This is a genomic window from Gammaproteobacteria bacterium (assembly GCA_024235095.1).
Classification (GTDB): domain Bacteria; phylum Pseudomonadota; class Gammaproteobacteria; order Competibacterales; family Competibacteraceae; genus UBA2383.
Map to the genome: position 1 here is coordinate 1,496,115 of JACKNC010000001.1, position 19,408 is coordinate 1,515,522.

Annotated in this window: 13 protein-coding genes and 3 tRNA genes; 9 read left to right on the forward strand and 7 right to left on the reverse strand. The window is 56.9% G+C overall.

All coding sequences use genetic code 11. The annotated features are described in order from the left end of the window. Window positions 1-14: 14 nt before the first annotated feature. From H6973_06615 to pncC, 4 genes are all read left to right on the forward strand, one after another. The gene (locus tag H6973_06615; GenBank protein ID MCP5125308.1) at window positions 15-1,436 is read left to right on the forward strand and encodes a 3-deoxy-7-phosphoheptulonate synthase class II; all 1,422 of its coding nucleotides are present in this window, start codon (window positions 15-17) and stop codon (window positions 1,434-1,436) included. Next, a complete protein-coding gene (locus H6973_06620; GenBank protein MCP5125309.1) occupies window positions 1,433-2,161 on the forward strand; it encodes a gamma-glutamyl-gamma-aminobutyrate hydrolase family protein in 729 nt (242 codons plus the stop codon). The genes H6973_06615 and H6973_06620 overlap by 4 nt, the downstream gene beginning before the upstream one ends. A 93-nt stretch (window positions 2,162-2,254) precedes the next feature. Next, window positions 2,255-3,217, forward strand: coding sequence for a magnesium/cobalt transporter CorA (gene corA / locus H6973_06625; protein ID MCP5125310.1), 963 nt, complete (start codon window positions 2,255-2,257; stop codon window positions 3,215-3,217). Between the two features lie 30 nt (window positions 3,218-3,247). Further along, window positions 3,248-3,754, forward strand: a complete 507-nt coding sequence (gene pncC, locus H6973_06630; protein MCP5125311.1) for a nicotinamide-nucleotide amidase — start codon at window positions 3,248-3,250, stop codon at window positions 3,752-3,754. A gap of 88 nt (window positions 3,755-3,842) precedes the next feature. Here pncC and H6973_06635 read toward each other — a convergent pair whose 3' ends face one another. The 3 genes from H6973_06635 to H6973_06645 all read right to left on the reverse strand — a co-directional run bounded on the left by H6973_06635 (window position 3,843) and on the right by H6973_06645 (window position 10,888). Next, a complete protein-coding gene (locus tag H6973_06635; GenBank protein ID MCP5125312.1) occupies window positions 3,843-5,690 on the reverse strand; it encodes an AAA family ATPase in 1,848 nt (615 codons plus the stop codon). Window positions 5,691-5,935: 245 nt separating this feature from the next. Beyond that, window positions 5,936-9,088, reverse strand: coding sequence for a DUF4214 domain-containing protein (locus H6973_06640; GenBank protein ID MCP5125313.1), 3,153 nt, complete (start codon window positions 9,086-9,088; stop codon window positions 5,936-5,938). Window positions 9,089-9,514: 426 nt separating this feature from the next. Then, complete coding sequence (locus H6973_06645; protein MCP5125314.1) at window positions 9,515-10,888, reverse strand: IS701 family transposase; 1,374 nt, start codon at window positions 10,886-10,888, stop codon at window positions 9,515-9,517. A 347-nt stretch (window positions 10,889-11,235) separates the two neighbouring features. Here H6973_06645 and H6973_06650 point away from each other — a divergent pair, with 347 nt between their 5' ends. From H6973_06650 to H6973_06670, 5 genes are all read left to right on the forward strand, one after another. Continuing rightward, window positions 11,236-12,786, forward strand: coding sequence for an ATP-binding protein (locus tag H6973_06650; GenBank protein MCP5125315.1), 1,551 nt, complete (start codon window positions 11,236-11,238; stop codon window positions 12,784-12,786). Between the two features lie 79 nt (window positions 12,787-12,865). Next, the gene (locus tag H6973_06655; GenBank protein MCP5125316.1) at window positions 12,866-13,678 is read left to right on the forward strand and encodes a DUF3782 domain-containing protein; all 813 of its coding nucleotides are present in this window, start codon (window positions 12,866-12,868) and stop codon (window positions 13,676-13,678) included. 36 nt (window positions 13,679-13,714) lie between these two features. After that, window positions 13,715-14,278, forward strand: a complete 564-nt coding sequence (gene thpR / locus H6973_06660; protein MCP5125317.1) for an RNA 2',3'-cyclic phosphodiesterase — start codon at window positions 13,715-13,717, stop codon at window positions 14,276-14,278. A 38-nt stretch (window positions 14,279-14,316) separates the two neighbouring features. Next, the gene (gene recA / locus H6973_06665; protein ID MCP5125318.1) at window positions 14,317-16,482 is read left to right on the forward strand and encodes a recombinase RecA; all 2,166 of its coding nucleotides are present in this window, start codon (window positions 14,317-14,319) and stop codon (window positions 16,480-16,482) included. Next, window positions 16,460-16,957, forward strand: a complete 498-nt coding sequence (locus H6973_06670; GenBank protein ID MCP5125319.1) for a regulatory protein RecX — start codon at window positions 16,460-16,462, stop codon at window positions 16,955-16,957. Before recA ends, H6973_06670 begins: the two co-directional genes overlap by 23 nt. Window positions 16,958-17,065: 108 nt before the next feature. Here the strand turns inward: H6973_06670 and H6973_06675 are convergent, their stop codons facing one another. The 4 genes from H6973_06675 to H6973_06690 form a co-directional block, all read right to left on the reverse strand. Then, a complete protein-coding gene (locus H6973_06675; GenBank protein ID MCP5125320.1) occupies window positions 17,066-18,988 on the reverse strand; it encodes a SurA N-terminal domain-containing protein in 1,923 nt (640 codons plus the stop codon). A 121-nt stretch (window positions 18,989-19,109) separates the two neighbouring features. Then, a tRNA-Asp gene (locus H6973_06680) sits at window positions 19,110-19,186 on the reverse strand. 53 nt (window positions 19,187-19,239) lie between these two features. Further along, window positions 19,240-19,316: transfer RNA gene (locus H6973_06685), tRNA-Asp, on the reverse strand. A 13-nt stretch (window positions 19,317-19,329) separates the two neighbouring features. Then, a tRNA-Val gene (locus tag H6973_06690) sits at window positions 19,330-19,405 on the reverse strand. Window positions 19,406-19,408: the final 3 nt, after the last annotated feature.

Sequence of the window (19,408 nt, forward strand, 5' to 3'; positions counted from 1 at the left end):
TTTCAGGAATAGCGATGCCCGAACCGACGCCACCGGCGCAATTTCCCTGGACCCCGAACCGTTGGCGGGATCGTCCTGCGGCGCAGATGCCGGATTATGAAGATGCTGCGGCGCTGGCCGAAGTCGAAGGAAGGCTGACGCATTCCCTGCCGCTGGTGTTTACCGGCGAAATCGACGCCTTGCGCGCACAACTGGCCGAGGTCGTCGCCGGGCGCGCTTTTCTGTTGCAAGGCGGCGATTGCGCCGAGAGTTTCGCCGATTTCAACGAGCGTGCTATCACCGACACGTTCCGGGTGCTGTTGCAAATGGCGGTGATTCTGACCTTTGCTGCGGCGTGTCCCGTGGTCAAGGTTGGGCGGCTGGCGGGGCAGTTCGCAAAGCCGCGCAGCGCCCCAGTGGAGACTCGTGAGGGAGTCAATCTGCCCAGTTACCGGGGCGACATGGTCAACGGCCTCGATTTTACCCCCGAAGCGCGCCGGCCTGATCCACGCCGCCAGTTGCGCGCCTACTCCCAGTCGGCGGCGACGCTGAACCTGCTGCGAGCGCTGGCCCAGGGTGGTTTCGCGGATTTGCATCGGGTTCAGCAATGGAATCTGGATTTTCTGCGGACCAATCCACAGGGCGCCCGCTACCGCGATCTCGCCGGGCGCATCAGCGAAACGCTGGCGTTTATCCGCGCCTGCGGGTTGGACGCCGCCACCGATCCACAGGTGCGGCAGGTTCAGTTTTTCACCTCGCATGAGGCGCTGTTGCTGGGCTATGAGCAGGCGCTGACCCGGCGCGATCCGCTCAGCGGCGCATGGTGCGATGGTTCTGCACACTTTTTATGGATCGGCGAGCGCACCCGGCAGATCGACGGCGCACACGTCGAGTTTCTGCGCGGTGTTGCTAACCCAGTCGGACTTAAACTGGGACCGACGGTCGACCCGGATACCCTGCTGCGCTTGATCGACACCCTCAATCCTGACAACCAGCCGGGACGGCTGACCCTGATCAGCCGAATGGGCGCCGAGCGGATCGAGACGGCGTTGCCGCCACTCATTCAGGTGACGCAACGCGAAGGTCGGCGCATTATCTGGTCCTGTGACCCGATGCATGGCAACACTCAGGAAACCGGCGCTGGCTATAAAACCCGATCTTTTAACCGTATTCTCGACGAAGTACGGCGCTTTTTCGCGATTCATCGCGCCGAAGGCAGTATTCCCGGCGGGATGCACTTTGAACTGACCGGCCAAGATGTCACCGAATGTCTGGGCGGCGCTCAGGACATTACCGAGCAGGGCCTGGCCGAGCGCTATCATACGCAATGCGACCCGCGCCTGAACGCCTCGCAGAGTCTGGAACTGGCGTTTCTGATTGCGGAAATGCTCAAGGATTCCCGGCGGGAGCGTTCGCTGGAGAACTCATCGAATCGGGAGGAGAATATCGCAACATGAGGCGTCAATCACCTCGTCCCCGGTTGCTGCTGGTCATGCAGACGCCTGACGCCGATGCCGGTCGTTGCGCGCGCAAACTGAGCAAGCGCGGTTACCGATTGGATTATTGCTACCCACTGTCCGGTCAACCCCTGCCCTCCGGGATGAACGGCTACGCAGGAGCGATTGTGTTCGGTGGGCCGATGAGCGCCAACGATGATGGCAAACGGCCAGGCATCCGCGCGCAACTGGATTGGATACCCAGAGCGCTCGATTCCGGGCAACCCTTTTTGGGGATCTGCCTGGGCGCGCAATTACTGGCGCGGGCGTTGGGAGCGACCGTCCGGCCCCACCCCGAGGGTTTGGCGGAAGTCGGCTATTTCCCGGTTGAACCTACGGCGACCGGTCAGAATCTGTTCGATACCTCGTTGCATGTCTATCACTGGCATCATGAAGGCTTTGCGTTGCCCGCCGGCGCGGAATTGCTGGCGACTGGCGAGCGCTTTCCCCATCAGGCGTTTCGATATGACGCTCATGCATTTGGCGTGCAGTTCCATCCGGAAGTGGATCAGACCATCATGGAAAGCTGGCTGGTGGAAGGCGCCGATGAGTTAAGTCATCCTGGCGCACAGTCCGCCGATGAACAGCGCGAACGGCATGTTCGCCATGACGCCGCGCTCGATGCATGGCTTGAGCAGTTTGTGGATCAGTGGTTGCAGGCGAGAGATCGGGAGACAGAGAGGTAGGGGATAGAAACGTTGCGGGAATCGTGAATTCTCTTTACCCGCAGCCCGTTTCAGACTATGTTCCGCGCCATTTGACCGTGGGGCTAAACTTGCATGATCAACGCCTTTGAACTTCAACATGGTCGCCTCCAGCAGATCCAAATCGAAAGCAAGGCTGACCTTGAACGCACCAAGCCCATCTGGATCGATTTCGACGAACCGGATGACGAAGAGCGGCTTTGGGCTAAGGAGCTGTTCAGGCTAACCTTGCCGGATGAGGACGACTTCGGCGATATCGAAGCCAGCGCCCGATGCTTCGAGGACGCCAGCGGCGCTTTGCAAATCCGCTCTGATTTTTTGATTAATAAGGACGATGAATCACGCAACATACCGGTCGCTTTTGTATTCAAGCAGGACATTCTGTTTAGCCTGCATGAGGAAGACTTGCCGGTCTTCCGTCTGCTGCGAATGCGCGCGCGCCATCAACCCGGTTATCTCGAAGACAGCCGCGATGTGTTGCTTGATCTGTACGCGACCAGCGTGGAGTATTCCGCTGATTCGTTGGAGGGCGTTTATGCCGCTTTGGAAGAGATCGGCAATCGGGTCTTAAAAGCGCGTTTGACGGACCAGGCGGCGGGCGACGTGCTCGCCCATATTGCTCGGGAAGAAGACTTGAATGGACGCATTCGCCGTAACATGATGGACACGCGCCGCGCCATTTCCTTCCTGATGCGCCGACGGCTGCTTTCAACCGATCAGATCGAAGAAGCACGGCAAATTTTGCGGGATATCGAATCGCTGGACGGACACACGTCGTTTCTGTTCGAGAAGATCAACTTTCTGATGGACGCAACTGTCGGTTTCATTAATATCAACCAGAATAAAATCATCAAAATTTTCTCAGTGGTTTCGGTAGCTTTGTTGCCGCCCACCCTGATCGCCAGCATTTACGGCATGAATTTCGAGTTCATGCCCGAACTGAAATGGGCGCTGGGCTATCCAATCGCCCTCGGATTGATGGCGGCTTCGGTCGCCGCGCCGTTCTGGTTCTTCTTCCGCAAAGGCTGGTTGAAGTAGATTTCCCGTTCCTGACCCATTGGAGACGCCATGTCCATCACGAATCCGACTGATCAGAATCTTTATGAATTGGCGACACAAGTGGGTAACGCCTTGCGCGCCCGTAAGCAGAAACTGGCCCTTGCGGAATCCTGCACCGGCGGCTGGATCGGTAAGGTAATCACCGACGTGGCAGGCAGTTCCCATTGGTTCGACTGTGGTTTTGTCACTTACAGCAACACCGCCAAGTCCGAGATATTGGGCGTTCAGGAAGCGACATTGGCCCACTACAGCGCGGTCAGCGCCGAAACGGTGATCGAGATGGCCATGAGAACATTGTCGCGCAGTCGTGCGGATGTTGCGGTGGCCGTCAGCGGCATCGCTGGCCCGGATGGCGGCAGTCCTCAAAAGCCGGTTGGGACGGTTTATCTGGCGTGGGCGCTACGCAGCGGCTCGATTCAGACGCAGGTTTGCCACTTTGCCGGCGATCGCGAGGCGGTGCGGCGGCAAACGGTTGCGATGGCCCTACAGGGCGTGTTGGAGGGGATTGATCCATAATTCCGAGCGGCAAAATGGTGAAACTTCCAAATCTACGCTTACCCCTTTGCGATAACTCGCCAGCAGAAAGCGCAGGCGCTTGACCGGTTCAACCAGCTTCGGTTTGACCAATCCTGGCCTTGGCGCGCTTGGTGTTCTGACGGAGCTGCTTTTTCAAGACTGGCGTCCGCCCTTCCCGCCAGACCAGCCGCTCCAGCCCCAGGGCCACCACGGCATGGGTGCGCAGGCGCAACTTTTTCCCATAATGGGCCTCCAGTTCCTGCCGGTAGCGGGCCAGTTGCCGATCCGCCTGCACCAGGGCCTGTTGCACCGCCGGTAGGGTCTGCAACGCCTCGCGATCCAACGCCTGGCTGGTTTCACTCGTCAGATCGACGTCGCTCCATTTCAGCGCCTTGAATTCCAGCACATGGTCAAGCAGGGCAAAGGCGCGCTGGTCTGGGCGGACGATTAGGGTTAAATCGGCATAACCCCGCGCTAGGGCGGTTTCCGAATCCATCATGTAAAAGGCGTCGTTGAACAACACGGCCAGAAAGGCCATTTTCACCACCAGTTCATTGCTCCAACGCAGGTCGCGGTTATCCAGAACGCCGAAGCGGTGCTCCAGCAGTTCGCACAATGGCCCCAGTTCGCCCGTGGCGTAAAACGTTCGGCAGGCCGCCTGGCGCGGATCCTCGGCGTCTGGCAATACGTGATGGCGCAGACGCTCAACATAGAGTTGGCGAACCACTTGATTCGGGATGGTCAGTTGCAACGCGCCGATTTCATCGCGCCCGGCCAGGGTGAGGACGCCGAAGTAGTACAACAGCGAGGCCATGAAGGCGGTGTCCTTGGGGGCGTTGAGCATCTCCTCGACGCCGAAGCGGTTGGACAACTGGGCAATGGCGAGCGGGGTTTCCGGATTCAGGGCTTCGGCGAGCAGGGTTTCGCCCTGCGGCAGGCGGGCGACATAGCGCAACCGGTTGCGGTCCATCGCTAAATTGTCGTCCAGCAGCCGGGCCGGGGGGATGCCCTGCCGAGCCAGATGCTTGAGAAAGTACAGCGCCAGGGTCGGGTTATAGACGCCGGCGGTCTGCGCCGGATGAAACCGGTAGCCGTTGTAAAAGACGCGCATCAGCTCACGGGCCTCGTCCACCTGCGTCGCGCTCAACCCGTGAGCCGTCGCGACCTGGTCGAGGGCGGTCTGCAATTCGGCCTCGGTGAATCCGCACAGGTCTTGAGCCGCCGGGTCAACGCCCAGGTCTTCGGCGATATTATAGCCGCTGGTGATGTCGCTGAGGACGACCGGGGAGACGCCGGTGAGAAACACCCGATCCAGCCCCTGACCCTCGCCAGCTTCCTTGACGGCTTTGAAAAAGGCTTTGAGCATTCCCTCGCCCTGGACCAGTTCACTGTAACGCGCCGGGCCGCGTTCGGGACTGATCATGACGTCGTTGGCGAAGTTGTCGTATTCGTCGATCAGCAGATAGAGTTTGTACGGAGTCCGGGAAATGGCGCTTAGCATTGAATCGAAGCTGACCTGAGCGTTGGCAGGGTCAATGTGCACCGGCTGAGTCAACCAGGCGGCGTAGCGGGCTAGCAGGTCTTCAATCCGGACGTTGATGTGGTCAAATAGCGATTGCCGGATGGCCTCATGATCACCGCGCGCTTCGATGCGTGAGAAGTTGAGTTTGAGGATGAAGTACTGGTTGTGGCGGGGCGTGGGATTCGGGCCGATGCGCAGGTCGCCGAACAGGCGCGGGAAGTCCTCGGCGCGGGCCAGGTCGTAGTAGTTTTCCAGGATGGAAAGCCAGAGACTTTTGCCAAAGCGGCGCGGGCGGAGGAACAATAACTGTTTGCCGGCGGCTTCTACGAGAGGAATGCGGTCGGTGCGGTCGACGTAGAAATAACCTTCCTCACGAAGGGTGCGGAAATCGGCGATGCCGTAGGGAAACTGCATGGCGGAGTCCTCGGGGCAGGGGCTGGCCGAAACTATAGCGGAAATCGGTAGATGCCTGGCTGGAGCCAGCCAGTAGGGTACGCATTGCGTACCCTACCACCACTACTCGCCGACACAGTGATCCGTCAGTAGGGTACGCATTGCGTACCCTACCACTACTACTCACCGACAGCCAGTAGGGTACGCATTGCGTACCCTACCACCACTACTCGCCGACACAGTGATCCGTCAGTTTGAGCGAGTCTTCAAGCCTCTCCCAACACGCTCTTCATGAAGTCCGTGAACTCCTGGGAATAGAGGAACCCCCGCATGGCGTCATTGCGCGACATGCCGCCCGCTAACTGACCCAGCCAGAACGCATAGCCGTCGTCATCCGGCGCGCGCTGGAAGAAGGTCCGGTACAGATTGGTGACGAACTGGCGGTCGGTGGTGTTGCGTCCGAGGTATTCTTCGCTGTTGAAGAAGAAGTCGGCCATTTGCCGGAATACTTCTTTGACATCCGCGCCTTGCGCCTGCTTCTCTTCCACCAGTCCCTTCCAAAAGGCCAGCCCGCCGTCATCCGGGGCGCGTTCGGTGATCGACACGTAGTAATGGGTAATGAGCCGGCTGATCGGGTCACCGGTGGTGAAGGCGGCAGAGACTGTCTTATTCCCGGTCATCGTGATCTGACAAGCGTCGGTACCCGTACAACTCCCTCCACCCCAGCCGGTAAAAGTTCCGCCAGCAGGCACAGCGGTGAGGGTGACCACGGTATTGGGCGCATAGATGCATTGTAGATCGCCCGTGGCGGACGCGAACGTGCAGTTACTTCCCACCGGGTCGCGGGCGATGCTGCCCTCGGGGTTGTAGGTCAAGGTCAAGGCGTAGCCGGTGGCGAACGCAGCGGTGACCGACTTCGCGGCGCTCATCGTGACGGTGCAAGCGCCCGTGCCGCTACAAGCCCCGGACCAACCCTGGAAGTAATGCGGGCCGACGCCGGGCGTAGTGGTCAACGTCACCTGTGTATTGGCGGCGTAGGTTTCGCTGCAATCGGCGGTGTCGCCGGGAATGTTGCTACAGGAAATGCCGCTCGGTTGGCTGACGACGCTGCCGACGCCGACGCCGCTTAATGCGACATTCAATGCATAGCTGCCGCCGGTAGATCCGCTGGTGAAGGTCGCCGTGACGTTCTTGGCCGCGTTCATCGTGACCGTGCAACTGAGGTTCGTGCCGCTGCACGCCCCGCTCCAACCCGTGAAGACCTGTTGACTACCTGTGGATAAGGGCTTTACATCAAAAGAAGACGGTTTGGCGGTCAGGGTGACCAGAGTGTTGGCGGCGTAGCTTTCACTGCAATCAGCGCCACAATCGATGCCCGATGGGTTGCTGGTGACCGTGCCGCTGCCTGTCCCTGCTTTACTGACCGTGAGCGTGTAAGTTACAGGGGAAGGGTTCGATAATAAAACGCTGACATTATCAATCAACGGTCCCCAAACACCGCTCATGTCAGGACTACTGAATGTGAGCGTCGTTTCCGATTGAGTCGCTGTGAATTCAAATGACTTGAGACTCCAAACCAATTGGTATTGCGGTGATGCTGTCTGCGAAAAAGTCCGCGCAACGCCATTCACAGTTACTTGTACTGCTCGTGGGTTTGTAAAAAAATCCACGCCAGCCATATAGAATGACACGGTGTAAGTAGTCCCGACATTGGTTGCGAATGTCTGTGAAAGAGTTCCCGTTGATTCGCCATCGAGGTTGAGATCGACTATTAAAGAACCGTCTTGAGCCGGACCCAAATGAGCGCCAATAAACAACGGATTCCGTGATGGATTCGGAGTTCCTACATGCCAATCGGCTCCACTGCCGCCAATTAACCAACCTGAAAGAGCGGTATCATTCGGCAAAAGTCTTTGGAACCCCTGAGCGTCATAATAATTACCCTCTTCAAACGATCCATTCACAATAAGATTTGTGCTGTTTCCTGCGCCACCACCGCTTGTGCCTTCGACCGCGCCGATATCGACGGTGCCGCCGACGATGCGCGGAAAGCCGTCGCCCCGCTGGTCGGTAGTGACACCGCTGGGAATCAGGCCGTTGTTGCCGGCGTCAAGGGCCGGGCTGCCTGCGACCAACGCATGGGTTTGCGTGGGGCCGCCATTATCCGCCAGCGGGCCAATCACGGAACTGAGCGGACCTGCGATGACTTCGGTGGCCGATGGAGTTAGACCTTGCACCCCAGAAACGCCATTTTCGCCAAACAGATTAGAGGTGCTTTCAGTGCTGGAATCGCCGTAAACCTCCGGGCCATTGAGTGCGGTATTACCCGCGACGATGCTGTTGTGGAGAGTAAGCCCGGCGTAGCTGTAAATGCCTCCTCCCTGCTGGGTCGCGAGATTAGCGGTGAGGGTGCTGTTGGTCACAGTCACGTAGCTGAGATGAACATAAATCCCGCCACCACTGTTATGAGCGACGTTACCCGACAAGGTGCTATTGGTAATGGTTGCTGTGCCAATTGAGACAACAATCCCGCCACCAATGCTGGGACTGCTATTGTTGGACAAGGTGCTGTTCGTAATGATCAACGTGTTGTAGCTACAAAGAATTCCGCCGCCATCGCCACCGCTGGTTTGATTACCATCAATAGTCGTGTTGGTGAGGGTAGCGGTCCCCTTGGAGAGGTAAATCCCGCCGCCGGAGTAAGCCTGGTTGCTTTTGACGATGCTGTCAGTGAGGGTAGCGGTCCCCTCGGAGAGGCTAATCCCGCCGCCGGAGTAAGCCTGGTTGTTTTTGACGACGCTGTCAGTGAGGGTAGCGGTCCCCCCGTAGAGGCTAATCCCGCCACCAGCGCCGTTCCCGCCACCAGCACCGTCGTCGGCAGTATTGTCTGACACGGTGACGTCAGTCAGGGTTAAGGAACCCGTGCTAAAAATCCCGCCGCCACTATGGGTGGCGGTATTGTCCGACACGGTGACCTGATTGAGCGTCAGATAACCGGCGTTGTAAATCCCGCCGCCATCGTAGTAGGACTTACCCTCTTTGATCGTCAGCCCGCTGATAGTGGCGCCCAAGCTGGAGACGTTGAACACCCGCGAAGCGTTATTGCCACTCACGGCTAAGAGGCCCGCTCCCGGTCCAGTAATGGTCATTCGTCCGATGATCTCAATTTCCCCGCTGGTCAGGGTAATCGTCCCAGTCAAACCGGATTTGAACGTGATGGTATGGATGGTTACCAAGTCAGCATTGGCATCCAGGATCGCCTGCCGCAATGAACCGGGGCCGCTATTGCTCAATGTGGTGACGGTGAAGGTGTTGGCCTGAACCACCGAGAAGTTCAGCGCCAGAATCAGAAACAGGCTCACGGTTCCGGCGCACCAGCCCAGCGAGGCCCGCGGTCGCCGAATAGAATGAATACTCATGGAATATTTTCCTTAATGGGTGGGACGAATACAGGCTTGTCCACTTTGAATGTGGACAAATATGAAGCATAAGAGATGGCCACTGCCTCAAAAGAGCAAATAGCACAAAACAGAGAAAAAGGCAAAAAATAATTTTATTATAAATAAGTTAAATTTTAATTAGACAGAATATTCAGGCAAGATCACAAAAGCAGTTTACATTCGATCCGGGAAAATCCGGTATTTTTCTTTATGAGTTTGATAAAGCAGGCTTCTTTTGCCGGATTTTCCAGGGAGACAAGGGTCTCTATCAAAATAACAAAACGGTTGATCAATGAATGGACAGTTTTTGTACTAACTGGAAGATCGTTTCACAACACAGAGCGGCGCTTCCCGCCAACCTCACCACCGGCCCATGTTATTTCTACTTTGTCAGAACACATGTTACTATTCATTAAGTTGTTGTTTACGATAGGCAGAATCGATAGTAGCTTGACGTTTTCGGTGGCGGACTTGCATCTGGCGAAGCACTTCCTCCAAGGTCGTGTCGCGCCGAGGCAAGAATTGATTCAACAATGCACGAATATCTCGGCCACTCAGTAACGGTCGCGTCTGCTGATGAAGCAGACGTTCTTCGAGCAGAAAGAGCATGGCCATCATGACCAACGTCATGTGGTGATGCCAGCCCCGCCATCCCCGAACTTGATAATCACCCAGTCCGACATCTTGTTTACCTTGTTGCAAAGCGCGTTCAACCCAATAGCGCTGGCCCTGCATGAACGCCAGTCGGGACATCCGCGTGTCGGCTGGGGCATTGCTCAAGCTGTATTTGATCTCGGTCGGCGTCTCGACCTCCCGGCGCACGATCAAGTGCCAGTGCCGCGCGCGGGTTTCCTGGCCATCCCACACCCACACGCGTTGGTGTAAAATCTCCACCCGCAACGGACCTTTGGTACTGTCCCGTAAGGTGACCGGTTGCCAGGCGGTTGCCGGTTTTTGTTGGATCCAGTGGTCGACCCGCAGGGCGGGGGTTTGGGCGTGAAGCACCGTCGGGGGATGACCATGAGAGGTCTTCGCCGGAGGGACGATGGGTTGCGGATCAGCCAGATAAATGCGCTGGTCCTTGTGAATATCCGCGACGAAGATTTCCCCTTGTGCCTCCAGCGCGCGTAAGAACGCGGGATCGCTGCCATAGAACCCATCAAAGCCGACCCAGGCAAAGCCGATGCCCTGCTGTCGGGCGTGGGTGACCATCGCCAACGCCAAGTCGGTTTTGCGTTGAAACCCCCGCTGGGCCTTCGGAATGCCCGCGGCCTGGCAACGGGCTTCGTCGGCGGTCCACGCCTCGGGCAAAAACAACCGTTCGTCAATTAACGTCGCCTCAGAACCCCGGCTCAGCGCCGCAAACACACCCACTTGGCAATTTTCGACTTTGCCCAACTGACCGCACCATTGGCGGCTGACCCCCACGGATTGCCGGCCTTTCTTCGGCACACCACTGTCATCAATGAGCAGGGCACTGTCCTCATGCCCGCCCAACAACCGATGAGCCTCTTGGGCCACCTGATCGAGTACCGCGCGTTCGGACCAGGCGGATTCACTCACCATGTGCTGCAAGGCTTGATGATCCGCCTCTGGAACCACCTCTTCCATGCGTTCCATGTTCTTGGTGTCCGCCTGGATCAAGCCACGGACATACTGTTGCGCCGTCGTCTCGACCGTTCGCGTCCCTTGGCGGAAGTGGCCTGCAAAGCGCCCACAAAAGTCCATGAATCGCTGACCGATTCCGGCTAGCAATCCGACTTCGGCAGCGCCAGTCAAGTTTTTTTACGGCTTCCGCGTGTGCGTGTGTCATGGACTATCTCACCCAGCTTGTTTTTTGATCAGGATTTCATTATCCTCATTTATTAATAATAATCAAATAGATGAATCTGACAAAGTAGAATTATACCGTTTCTCGATAAGTTTTGAATCATAGGTTCCCCCCTTTAGCAAAGGGAGGTGAGGGGGGATTTGAACGCCGTGGATGGAAGCCGCTCGTCAAAATCCCCCCCAACCCCCCTTTTTCAAAGGGGGGGCTTCTGCGCTGACCCTATCAGCTATATTCGCTAACATAACGAAAATTGGTATTAAAATATCAATTATTCCCACACTCTGGAGGGCTGCTCATGCCCAGTGCCCGCCGCAAATTGCCCATTGGCATACAGACCTTCGCCAAAATCCGGTCGGAGGATTACTACTACGTTGACAAGACGCCATTCGCTTGGCAACTGGGTCAGGAAGACGGTTACTACTTCCTCTCGCGCCCGCGCCGCTTCGGCAAGAGCCTGTTTCTCGACACCCTCAAAGAACTGTTCGAGGGGAATGAACCGCTGTTTCGCGGGTTGTGGATTCACGACCGCTGGGACTGGTCCGTGCATTATCCAGTGATTCGGATCAGCTTCGGCAGCGGGGTTCTGCACAGCCGTGCTGCACTGGACGAAAAGATCGGTGAAATCCTGGAGGACGAACAGCGCCGTCTGCATTTGAACTGTACCCACCTTAGCCTATCGGGTCGTTTCAGCCAGCTCATCCAGGGTGTCTATGAACAAACCGGTCAGCGCGTCGTCGTACTGATTGACGAATATGACAAGCCAATTCTGGACAACCTAACCGACCGCGAAACCGCCTTGACGATGCGCGAGGGGTTGAAGAATCTGTACTCGGTCCTCAAAGACGCTGACCCGTATTTACGCCTGGTGCTTCTCACCGGCGTCTCCAAATTCAGCAAAGTCAGCCTGTTTTCCGGGCTGAATAATTTGATGGACCTCACCCTGTCGCGCCCCTACTCAGCAATTTGTGGCTACACGGAAACCGACATCGATACCGTGTTCGCCCCGGAACTGGCGGGCTTAGATCGGGATGCGATCCGGCACTGGTACAACGGTTACCGCTGGCTTGGCGAGGCCGTCTATAACCCCTTCGACGTACTGCTGTTATTCGCCGAGCGCGAATTTCGGCCCTGGTGGTTCGAGACCGGCACTCCGACTTTTCTGGTCAACCTCCTGGCGGAACGCGGCTTTTTCACTCCGAACCTGGCCCGGCTGCGCACCGGCCCGGAATTGCTGTCGACCTTCGATGTCGATCACATCGCCACCGAAGCCCTGCTCTTTCAAACCGGTTATCTGACCATCCTGCACGCGGACGAGCCGATCCGGGGACACTGGATTTACACCCTGGGCTATCCCAACCACGAAGTCGAATCCAGTCTTAACATCAGTCTGCTCGGCGTCTATACCGGCGGCGATCCCAGTCGCAGCATGAACCAGCGCTTGCGCCTGTTGGACCTGCTATTGGCCCACGATCTAACTGGGATGAAAGACCTGTTCCAGTCCTTTTTCGCCAGCATCCCGCATCAGTGGTATGACAACAACCCGATCAGCCGCTATGAAGGCTACTACGCCAGCGTGTTCTACAGCTACTTTGCCGCCCTGGGGCTGGACATTATCCTAGAAGACGCCACGAATCAGGGCCGCATTGACATGACCGTCCTGTTCCAGAAACACATCTATCTGTTCGAGTTCAAAGTCGTGGAACTGAGCGCGGAGGGACATGCGCTCCAACAGATCAAGGATAAAGGTTACGCCGATAAATACCGGTCGCTGGGCCAACCGATTCACCTGATCGGCGTCGAGTTCAGCCGGGCCAGCCGCAATATCATCCGGTTTGAAGTGGGTTGAAAGGCGTCATAGATCAAACAGAATGGCCTCGATTTCCGAATGTCCTAACCCGATGTGATCAATCGCAAGGAACCTACCCATGACCGTAGAAGAGCTGAAAGCCCGCCTCCAGACGGAATTACCGGAATTGCTCAAGCAGGACCAGAGTTTCAAGCAATGGTTGGAGCAACTGATCCGCCAGACGGCTATAACGCCGGAATCTTTCGACGCCCGCTTCGAGCGCATGTTGCAGGAGTTCGCCGCCGACCGCGCCGAGCAAAGGCGCAAATGGGACGAGCAAAATCGCAAATGGGATGAGCACACACGCGAGTTCAATGAATGGGGTGCGCGCTTCGATGCCCATGTCACCGAGCAAAGGCGCAAATGGGATGAGCAAAACCGCAAATGGGATGAGCAAAACCGCAAATGGGATGAGCAAAACCGCAAATGGGATGAGCAAAACCGCACCAATCAAAAATTGCTCGATGAGATCGCTTTGTCCCGTTCCCGGCAAGAGCAAGGGATTAGCGCGCTCGGCTCCCGCTGGGGCCTCGCCTCCGAACACAGCTTCCGCAATGCGCTCAAAGGCATTCTGGAAAAAAGCTTTGGCGTTGAGGTATTGAATATTAACGAGTTCGACGATGAGGGGCTGGTGTTTGGCCGGCCTGATCAAGTGGAGATCGACATCATCATCAAAAATGGCGAGACTATTCTTTGTGAACTCAAATCCTCCATGTCCAAAGGCGACATGTATATCTTTGACCGCAAGGCCCAGTATTACGAACGACGTCATCAGCGCCCGATCCAGCGCAAACTGGTCATTTCACCGATGGTGCATCCGACTGCGCGCCCGGTTGCGGAAAAATTGGGAATTGAGGTCTTCAGCTATGTCGAGGACGCCACGGGTTTTTAACAAAGATCGCTCCTGCAACCGTGAGGTTAAGTCTCGATGGGTTCGACCAACAATGCCAAGGACCAACGCCGATTGTTTCTAGCGCTTTGGCCAGGTGAGACTGAACGTCAACAGATGGCTGAACTGGCGAAACAAGCGGCAGGTCGGCGGCGGGTGCGCGACGCGAATTTGCATTTGACCCTGGTGTTTCTCGGCGCGACCACGCCGGAACAGTTAGCGGGCTACGAAACTGCGCTAGAGAATCTAACGATGCCGACCCTGGAACTGACGCTGGACTGCTACGGCTACTGGCCGCAACCCCGCCTCCTGTGGCTGGGGTCCAGTTGTACCCCGCCGGAACTGTACGAACTGGTCGCAGAACTGCATCGACGCTTGCGCGACTGTGGCTTTGTCTCGGAACGGCGGGCGTTTCAGGCACATATTACCCTGGCTCGCAGATTTACCGGACGGATTCCCGCCGAACTGCTGGCAATGCCGGTGCGCTGGCGAGTCAGCGAGGTCAGTCTGGTTGAATCGCTGCCTTCGCCGGAGGGTTCCTGTTATGAAGTGTTGCGCTGCTGGCCCGTGGGATTAGGTTCAAACCGTTTATCTATGGGATAATCGTTACATTCTTATTTGACTGAAGGGGGAGATACGGGATGGATGACAACAAAAAAAAGGCGCTGGCGGGCGCACTGACGCAGATTGAACGCCAGTTCGGCAAGGGCGCGGTCATGCGCTTGGGCGACACCAGCGCGGCGGTGCGCAACGTAGCGACTGTCTCCACGGGTTCGCTGGGGCTGGACATCGCTCTGGGCATTGGGGGACTGCCGCGCGGACGGGTGACGGAAATTTACGGTCCGGAATCCTCCGGTAAGACGACTCTGGCTTTACAGGTCGTGGCCGAAATCCAACGGACCGGGGGATGCGCCGCGTTCGTCGATGCCGAACATGCGTTGGACCCGGTGTACGCCGCTAAGCTGGGCGTGAATGTCGATGATTTACTGATTTCGCAACCGGATACAGGCGAACAAGCGCTGGAAATCGCTGACATGCTGGTGCGTTCCGGGGCCGTGGAAATCGTGGTCATCGACTCAGTGGCGGCGCTGACTCCCAAGGCGGAAATCGAAGGCGATATGGGCGACTCCCACGTCGGCCTGCATGCCCGGTTGATGAGCCAAGCCCTGCGTAAACTCACCGCTAACATCAAACGCTCTAATACCCTGGTGATTTTTATCAATCAAATCAGGATGAAAATAGGCGTCATGTTTGGGTGCTTTGATTATGGAGCACGTGTAGTTCTAGCTGACGGTTCCACAGAAAAAATTGGCAAAATCGTCAATCAAAAACGACCCGTTGAAGTGTTGTCCATGGATCCTGAGACGGGTCGTATCGAACCTCGACCGGTTGTCAAATGGTTCCGCAATGGCGCAACCGATGAGTGGCTTTATTTTGAGGCGGCAGCGGGCGGTGGTTCGGGACGTCGTAAGTTCACCTGTACGGCTAATCACCTGATTTTTACTCCTAATGGCGAGCGACGGGCAGGCCAATTGCAAATTGGCGACGACGTATTAGTTGCCGCTAGGTATTACGATTTGAGTGAAGATCAGCGCCAGTTAATTTTGGGTAGTCTGTTAGGGGATGGATCTCTGCGTTATGCATCGGAGCAAAATGTGTCTTTCCGAGTAGGACATGGCGAAAAGCAACAGGCCTATTGCCAATGGAAGTGGGAAATGCTGGCTCCTTTCGCCAACAAGATCGGTAAAATCGGCAAGGGCTTCGGTTTCGATACGATTCCGATGCGCCAGCTTGCTGAATTGCACACGCAAGCCTATGGCGCTGAAGGTCGCCAGATTAGCGAAGCGATGCTGGCAGCCCTGGATGCCCGCGCAGTAGCGGTTTGGTATGGTGATGACGGTACTTTTTCCGGTAGTTACGAGCACTGGGGACATGGCAAGGCGGAAATTGGCTGTGTCAGTCTCTCCATGGCAGATAAGGAACGACTCGCAGCCCGGTTGGGCGAATTGGGTATGGGACATCCTACTGTGCGTGAGCGTTCATTGCTTTTCAGCGGAGAAAGGGCGCGCGCACTTCATGAGAAAATTGCTCCCCATTTGCATCCTTCCCTGGATTACAAACTACATCCAAGTTTCCGAGGACAATTTTGCTGGTCGCCGGACAGCGTTGATGCTCATTCCAATGGTCACTGTCTTGCTGCGCGTACTGAATTACGCGCGGCGCCCATGCAGGTCACTCGTAAAGAAATTCGTCCGGCCTTGCCACGCCATCGCATCCGTTTCGATTTGGGCGTCAAGGGACGCCATACTTATCTGGTCGATCATGTCGTTGTCCACAACTCCCCCGAAACCACAACCGGCGGCAACGCGCTCAAATTCTATGCTTCGGTGCGCCTGGACATTCGCCGCATCGGTTCGATTAAGAAGGGTGACGAGGTCATCGGCAACGAAACCCGAGTCAAGGTCGTCAAGAATAAGCTGGCGCCGCCTTTCAAGCAGGCCGAGTTTGAAATCCTGTACGGCGAAGGCGCTTCCCGGTTGGGCGAGATTATCGATTTGGGCGTCAAAATCGGGCTGATCGACAAATCCGGCGCCTGGTACAGTTGCCAGGGCACGCGCATCGGTCAGGGCAAGGAAAATGTCCGCGCCTATCTCCGCGAAAATCCGGAACTGGCCCGCGAACTGGAAGAAAAAATACGCGCCCACTTTTTGATCCGTCCTGATGCGGTGCCGGTTACCTCTGAACAAAGCGAAGAGAACGAGGACGACCTGCCCGATTCCGCCGATGAGTTGGACGCGGACCTCTAAAACCCGCGCAGCCGCTAACCGGGAGGCGGTGGAGCCGCCGGTCATTCGCGCCAAGGCCTTGGAGTTACTGGCCCGGCGCGAACACTCCCGGTTGGAGTTGCGACAAAAACTTGCGCAGCGCGGCTTTCCCGTCGAGAACATCGACCCTGTGCTCGATCAACTCACCGAGGAACGTCTCCTGGACGAAGGCCGTTACGCCGAGCTGTATGCCTGTAGCCGGGCCGACAAGGGCTATGGACCCCTGCGCATCGCCCAGGAATTGCGCGAACGCGGCATCCCGCAAGAACAGGTTAGCCAAACACTGGCGGAACTGGAAAACGATTGGTTGCCTAAGCTACGGGAATTTCATCGCAAGCGCTTCAAGTCCCTAATCCCGGTTGACGCCGCCGGGCGCATGCAGCAAACCCGCGTTTTGCGCCAACATGGTTTTACCCTGGAGCAGATCCGGCAATTGCTTGACAACGATAGACGATGACCGGCGATTCCGGGCATGACCGCATCGCAAAAGTTTTGGCTTTTATTCGCCAGGGAGAAAAAGTTCGATGAAAACCCCAGAAGCAGAATGGGCCTCTGGCCTGTTTAGTTACAGCCGATCGCTATACGCCACGATCTTGGTTTTACCCCGGACGCTGTCCAGCAATCCGTCGAACTGACCGGCGCCGGCTTGCTGGGCCAACTGCCGAGCCAGTGCCTTGCGCTCGTCCTCGGACACTGCATCCAGTTGGCCCGGCTTGACCTGTGATACCTCCAGCACGGACTGATCGCCGTTGGCCAGGGCCGCCGAACCCAGCGCCACCTGACCGGCTTCCGGTTGTGGCAGACGAAAGGCAGCGGTCAGCACGGCGTTGTCCACCGACGGCGCATCCCGGTTGACAAGTCCGATGTCTTTGAACTCGCCGCCAAATTCCTGGGCCAGGGTCTGTAAACGCTCGCCCTCGACCGCCCGGACCTTCAGGGCTTCGATATCCTTCGCCAACGCTTCGCGACCCTGTTGCTCACGCAAGGTTTTGACAATCTCGTCGCGGGATTCCTCCAGGGTGCGCGGCGTCGCTTCCTTATGCTCCTTCACCCGCAGCAGCACTACATGACCTGGCTCCAGTTCCAGAGGCTCGCTATTCAGGCCGCGCTTGAGCACATCCTCGCTAAAAGCGCTGTCAATGACCTTTGCTTGCTTGGTAATCCCTTCCCCACCCTGACGATCAAACCAGGCGCTCTCCTGAATCGGCGCATCCAGCGCCTTTGCCGCGGGTTCCAGACTGTCAGGGTGTTCGTAACCAAAATTGGCCAGCGTCTGAGTAATCTCGTAAAAATGGTTTTCAGCTTGTTGTTGACGCAATTCCTGGGCAATGCTGTCGCGCACCTCTTCAAACGGCTTGATTTCTGCCGGCTTGATCTGATCCAGCCGAATCAGATGGAATCCGGAGGGCATCCGCACCGGTTCGCTCACATCGCCGACTTTCTCCAGCGCGTACAAGGCGCGTTCAAACGCGGGACTATCGAACATGCCCTTGGTGATTAACCCCAGCTCACCGCCTTCGAGTCGGCCCGAGGCATCCGCCTTAACAGCTTTCAAAGCCTGGTCAAAGCTTTTAGCGCCAGAGTGAATCTCCTCGGCAATTTGTTGCGCCTGGGCCTCTGCCTGGGTGACTTGTTCCGGAGTTGCGTCTGGCGCCAGCTTGACCAGGATGTGAGAGGCTGAGCGTTCCTCGGGACGACCATAGCGGTCTATCTGGGTTTCATAGGCCGCCTTCAATTCGTCTTCGCTAACCGTGGTTTGCCCGGCAAGATCCGCCAGTTTCAGCTCAAGAAACTGGATTTGCACCTGTTCAGGATGAATAAAGCGATCCGGGTTTTTCTGGAAGTAGTCCTGGATCGCGTTCTCTTCTACCGTGGCCTTGGCGATATACTGGGCCAGGGGTAGCGTCAGGTATTCGATTTCCCGCTGCTGCTTGAGCAGGGCGATGATGTTGTCGAGTTCGGCCGATGTTGCCAGGGCCGAAGCGACGATTCCATCGCGCAGCTGTTCAGTCGCCAGTGATAGCCGCAAACCTTCCTCGAAAGCCGCTATGGTATACCCCTGATTGCGCAATAGCCGCTCATACAACTCTTTATTAAAACCGCCGCTTTGCTGAAAGACCGGCAGAGCCAGCAGGGCCTCGCGCAACTGCGGGTCGCCGACGCGCAAACGCTGGTCATGGGCCAGTTCATTCAAGACCCGTTCATCGATCAGTTGCCGCAACACATCCTGTTTCAGGCGTGGCCCTTCCAGCAAGGCCGGATCCAGATTGTCACCCAGCATGGCCTGCAAGCGTTGACGTTGCTGCTGATAGGCACGCTGGTATTCCTGCAGCGAGATTTTACTATCGCCGACCACGGCGGCATCCAGCGGCCCACCTCCCTCAAAATAATAATTAATGCCCCACACCGCAAATGGGATGGTCAATAAACCAATTATCGTATAGGCGAACCAGCCTTGAGCATGATCACGGATTTTCTGTAATAACATAGAGGCACTCGGTTTCAGAGCGGATCACTAAATAGGGAATCGAGCAACAAAACGGCGGCTGCGCGAAAATCACCCAGCGTATGCTCATAAAAAAGGGCGTCTGGATGACGCCCCTGGAAGTTGGCGGAGCGGACGGGACTCGAACCCGCGACCCTCGGCGTGACAGGCCGATATTCTAACCGACTGAACTACCGCTCCAAACCGGAAATCCGGCTTTGATCAACAGGGCTTGGCATGCACAGAAACACAAGTGGCGGAGCGGACGGGACTCGAACCCGCGACCCTCGGCGTGACAGGCCGATATTCTAACCGACTGAACTACCGCTCCAAATTCCAAACTGTGGTGGGTGCTGAGGGGTTTGAACCCCCGACCCTCGCCTTGTAAGGGCGATGCTCTCCCAACTGAGCTAAGCACCCCCA

What these genes read in the sequence shown, in the direction of transcription:
- H6973_06675 (MCP5125320.1), bottom strand. Translation starts at nt 18,988, where the DNA reads ATGTTATTACAGAAAATCCGTGATCATGCTCAAGGCTGGTTCGCCTAT.
- H6973_06670 (MCP5125319.1), top strand. Translation starts at nt 16,460, where the DNA reads ATGAGTTGGACGCGGACCTCTAAAACCCGCGCAGCCGCTAACCGGGAG.
- pncC (MCP5125311.1), top strand. Translation starts at nt 3,248, where the DNA reads ATGTCCATCACGAATCCGACTGATCAGAATCTTTATGAATTGGCGACA.
- H6973_06650 (MCP5125315.1), top strand. Translation starts at nt 11,236, where the DNA reads ATGCCCAGTGCCCGCCGCAAATTGCCCATTGGCATACAGACCTTCGCC.
- H6973_06615 (MCP5125308.1), top strand. Translation starts at nt 15, where the DNA reads ATGCCCGAACCGACGCCACCGGCGCAATTTCCCTGGACCCCGAACCGT.
- H6973_06635 (MCP5125312.1), bottom strand. Translation starts at nt 5,690, where the DNA reads ATGCAGTTTCCCTACGGCATCGCCGATTTCCGCACCCTTCGTGAGGAA.
- recA (MCP5125318.1), top strand. Translation starts at nt 14,317, where the DNA reads ATGGATGACAACAAAAAAAAGGCGCTGGCGGGCGCACTGACGCAGATT.
- H6973_06620 (MCP5125309.1), top strand. Translation starts at nt 1,433, where the DNA reads ATGAGGCGTCAATCACCTCGTCCCCGGTTGCTGCTGGTCATGCAGACG.
- corA (MCP5125310.1), top strand. Translation starts at nt 2,255, where the DNA reads ATGATCAACGCCTTTGAACTTCAACATGGTCGCCTCCAGCAGATCCAA.
- H6973_06640 (MCP5125313.1), bottom strand. Translation starts at nt 9,088, where the DNA reads ATGAGTATTCATTCTATTCGGCGACCGCGGGCCTCGCTGGGCTGGTGC.
- thpR (MCP5125317.1), top strand. Translation starts at nt 13,715, where the DNA reads ATGGGTTCGACCAACAATGCCAAGGACCAACGCCGATTGTTTCTAGCG.
- H6973_06655 (MCP5125316.1), top strand. Translation starts at nt 12,866, where the DNA reads ATGACCGTAGAAGAGCTGAAAGCCCGCCTCCAGACGGAATTACCGGAA.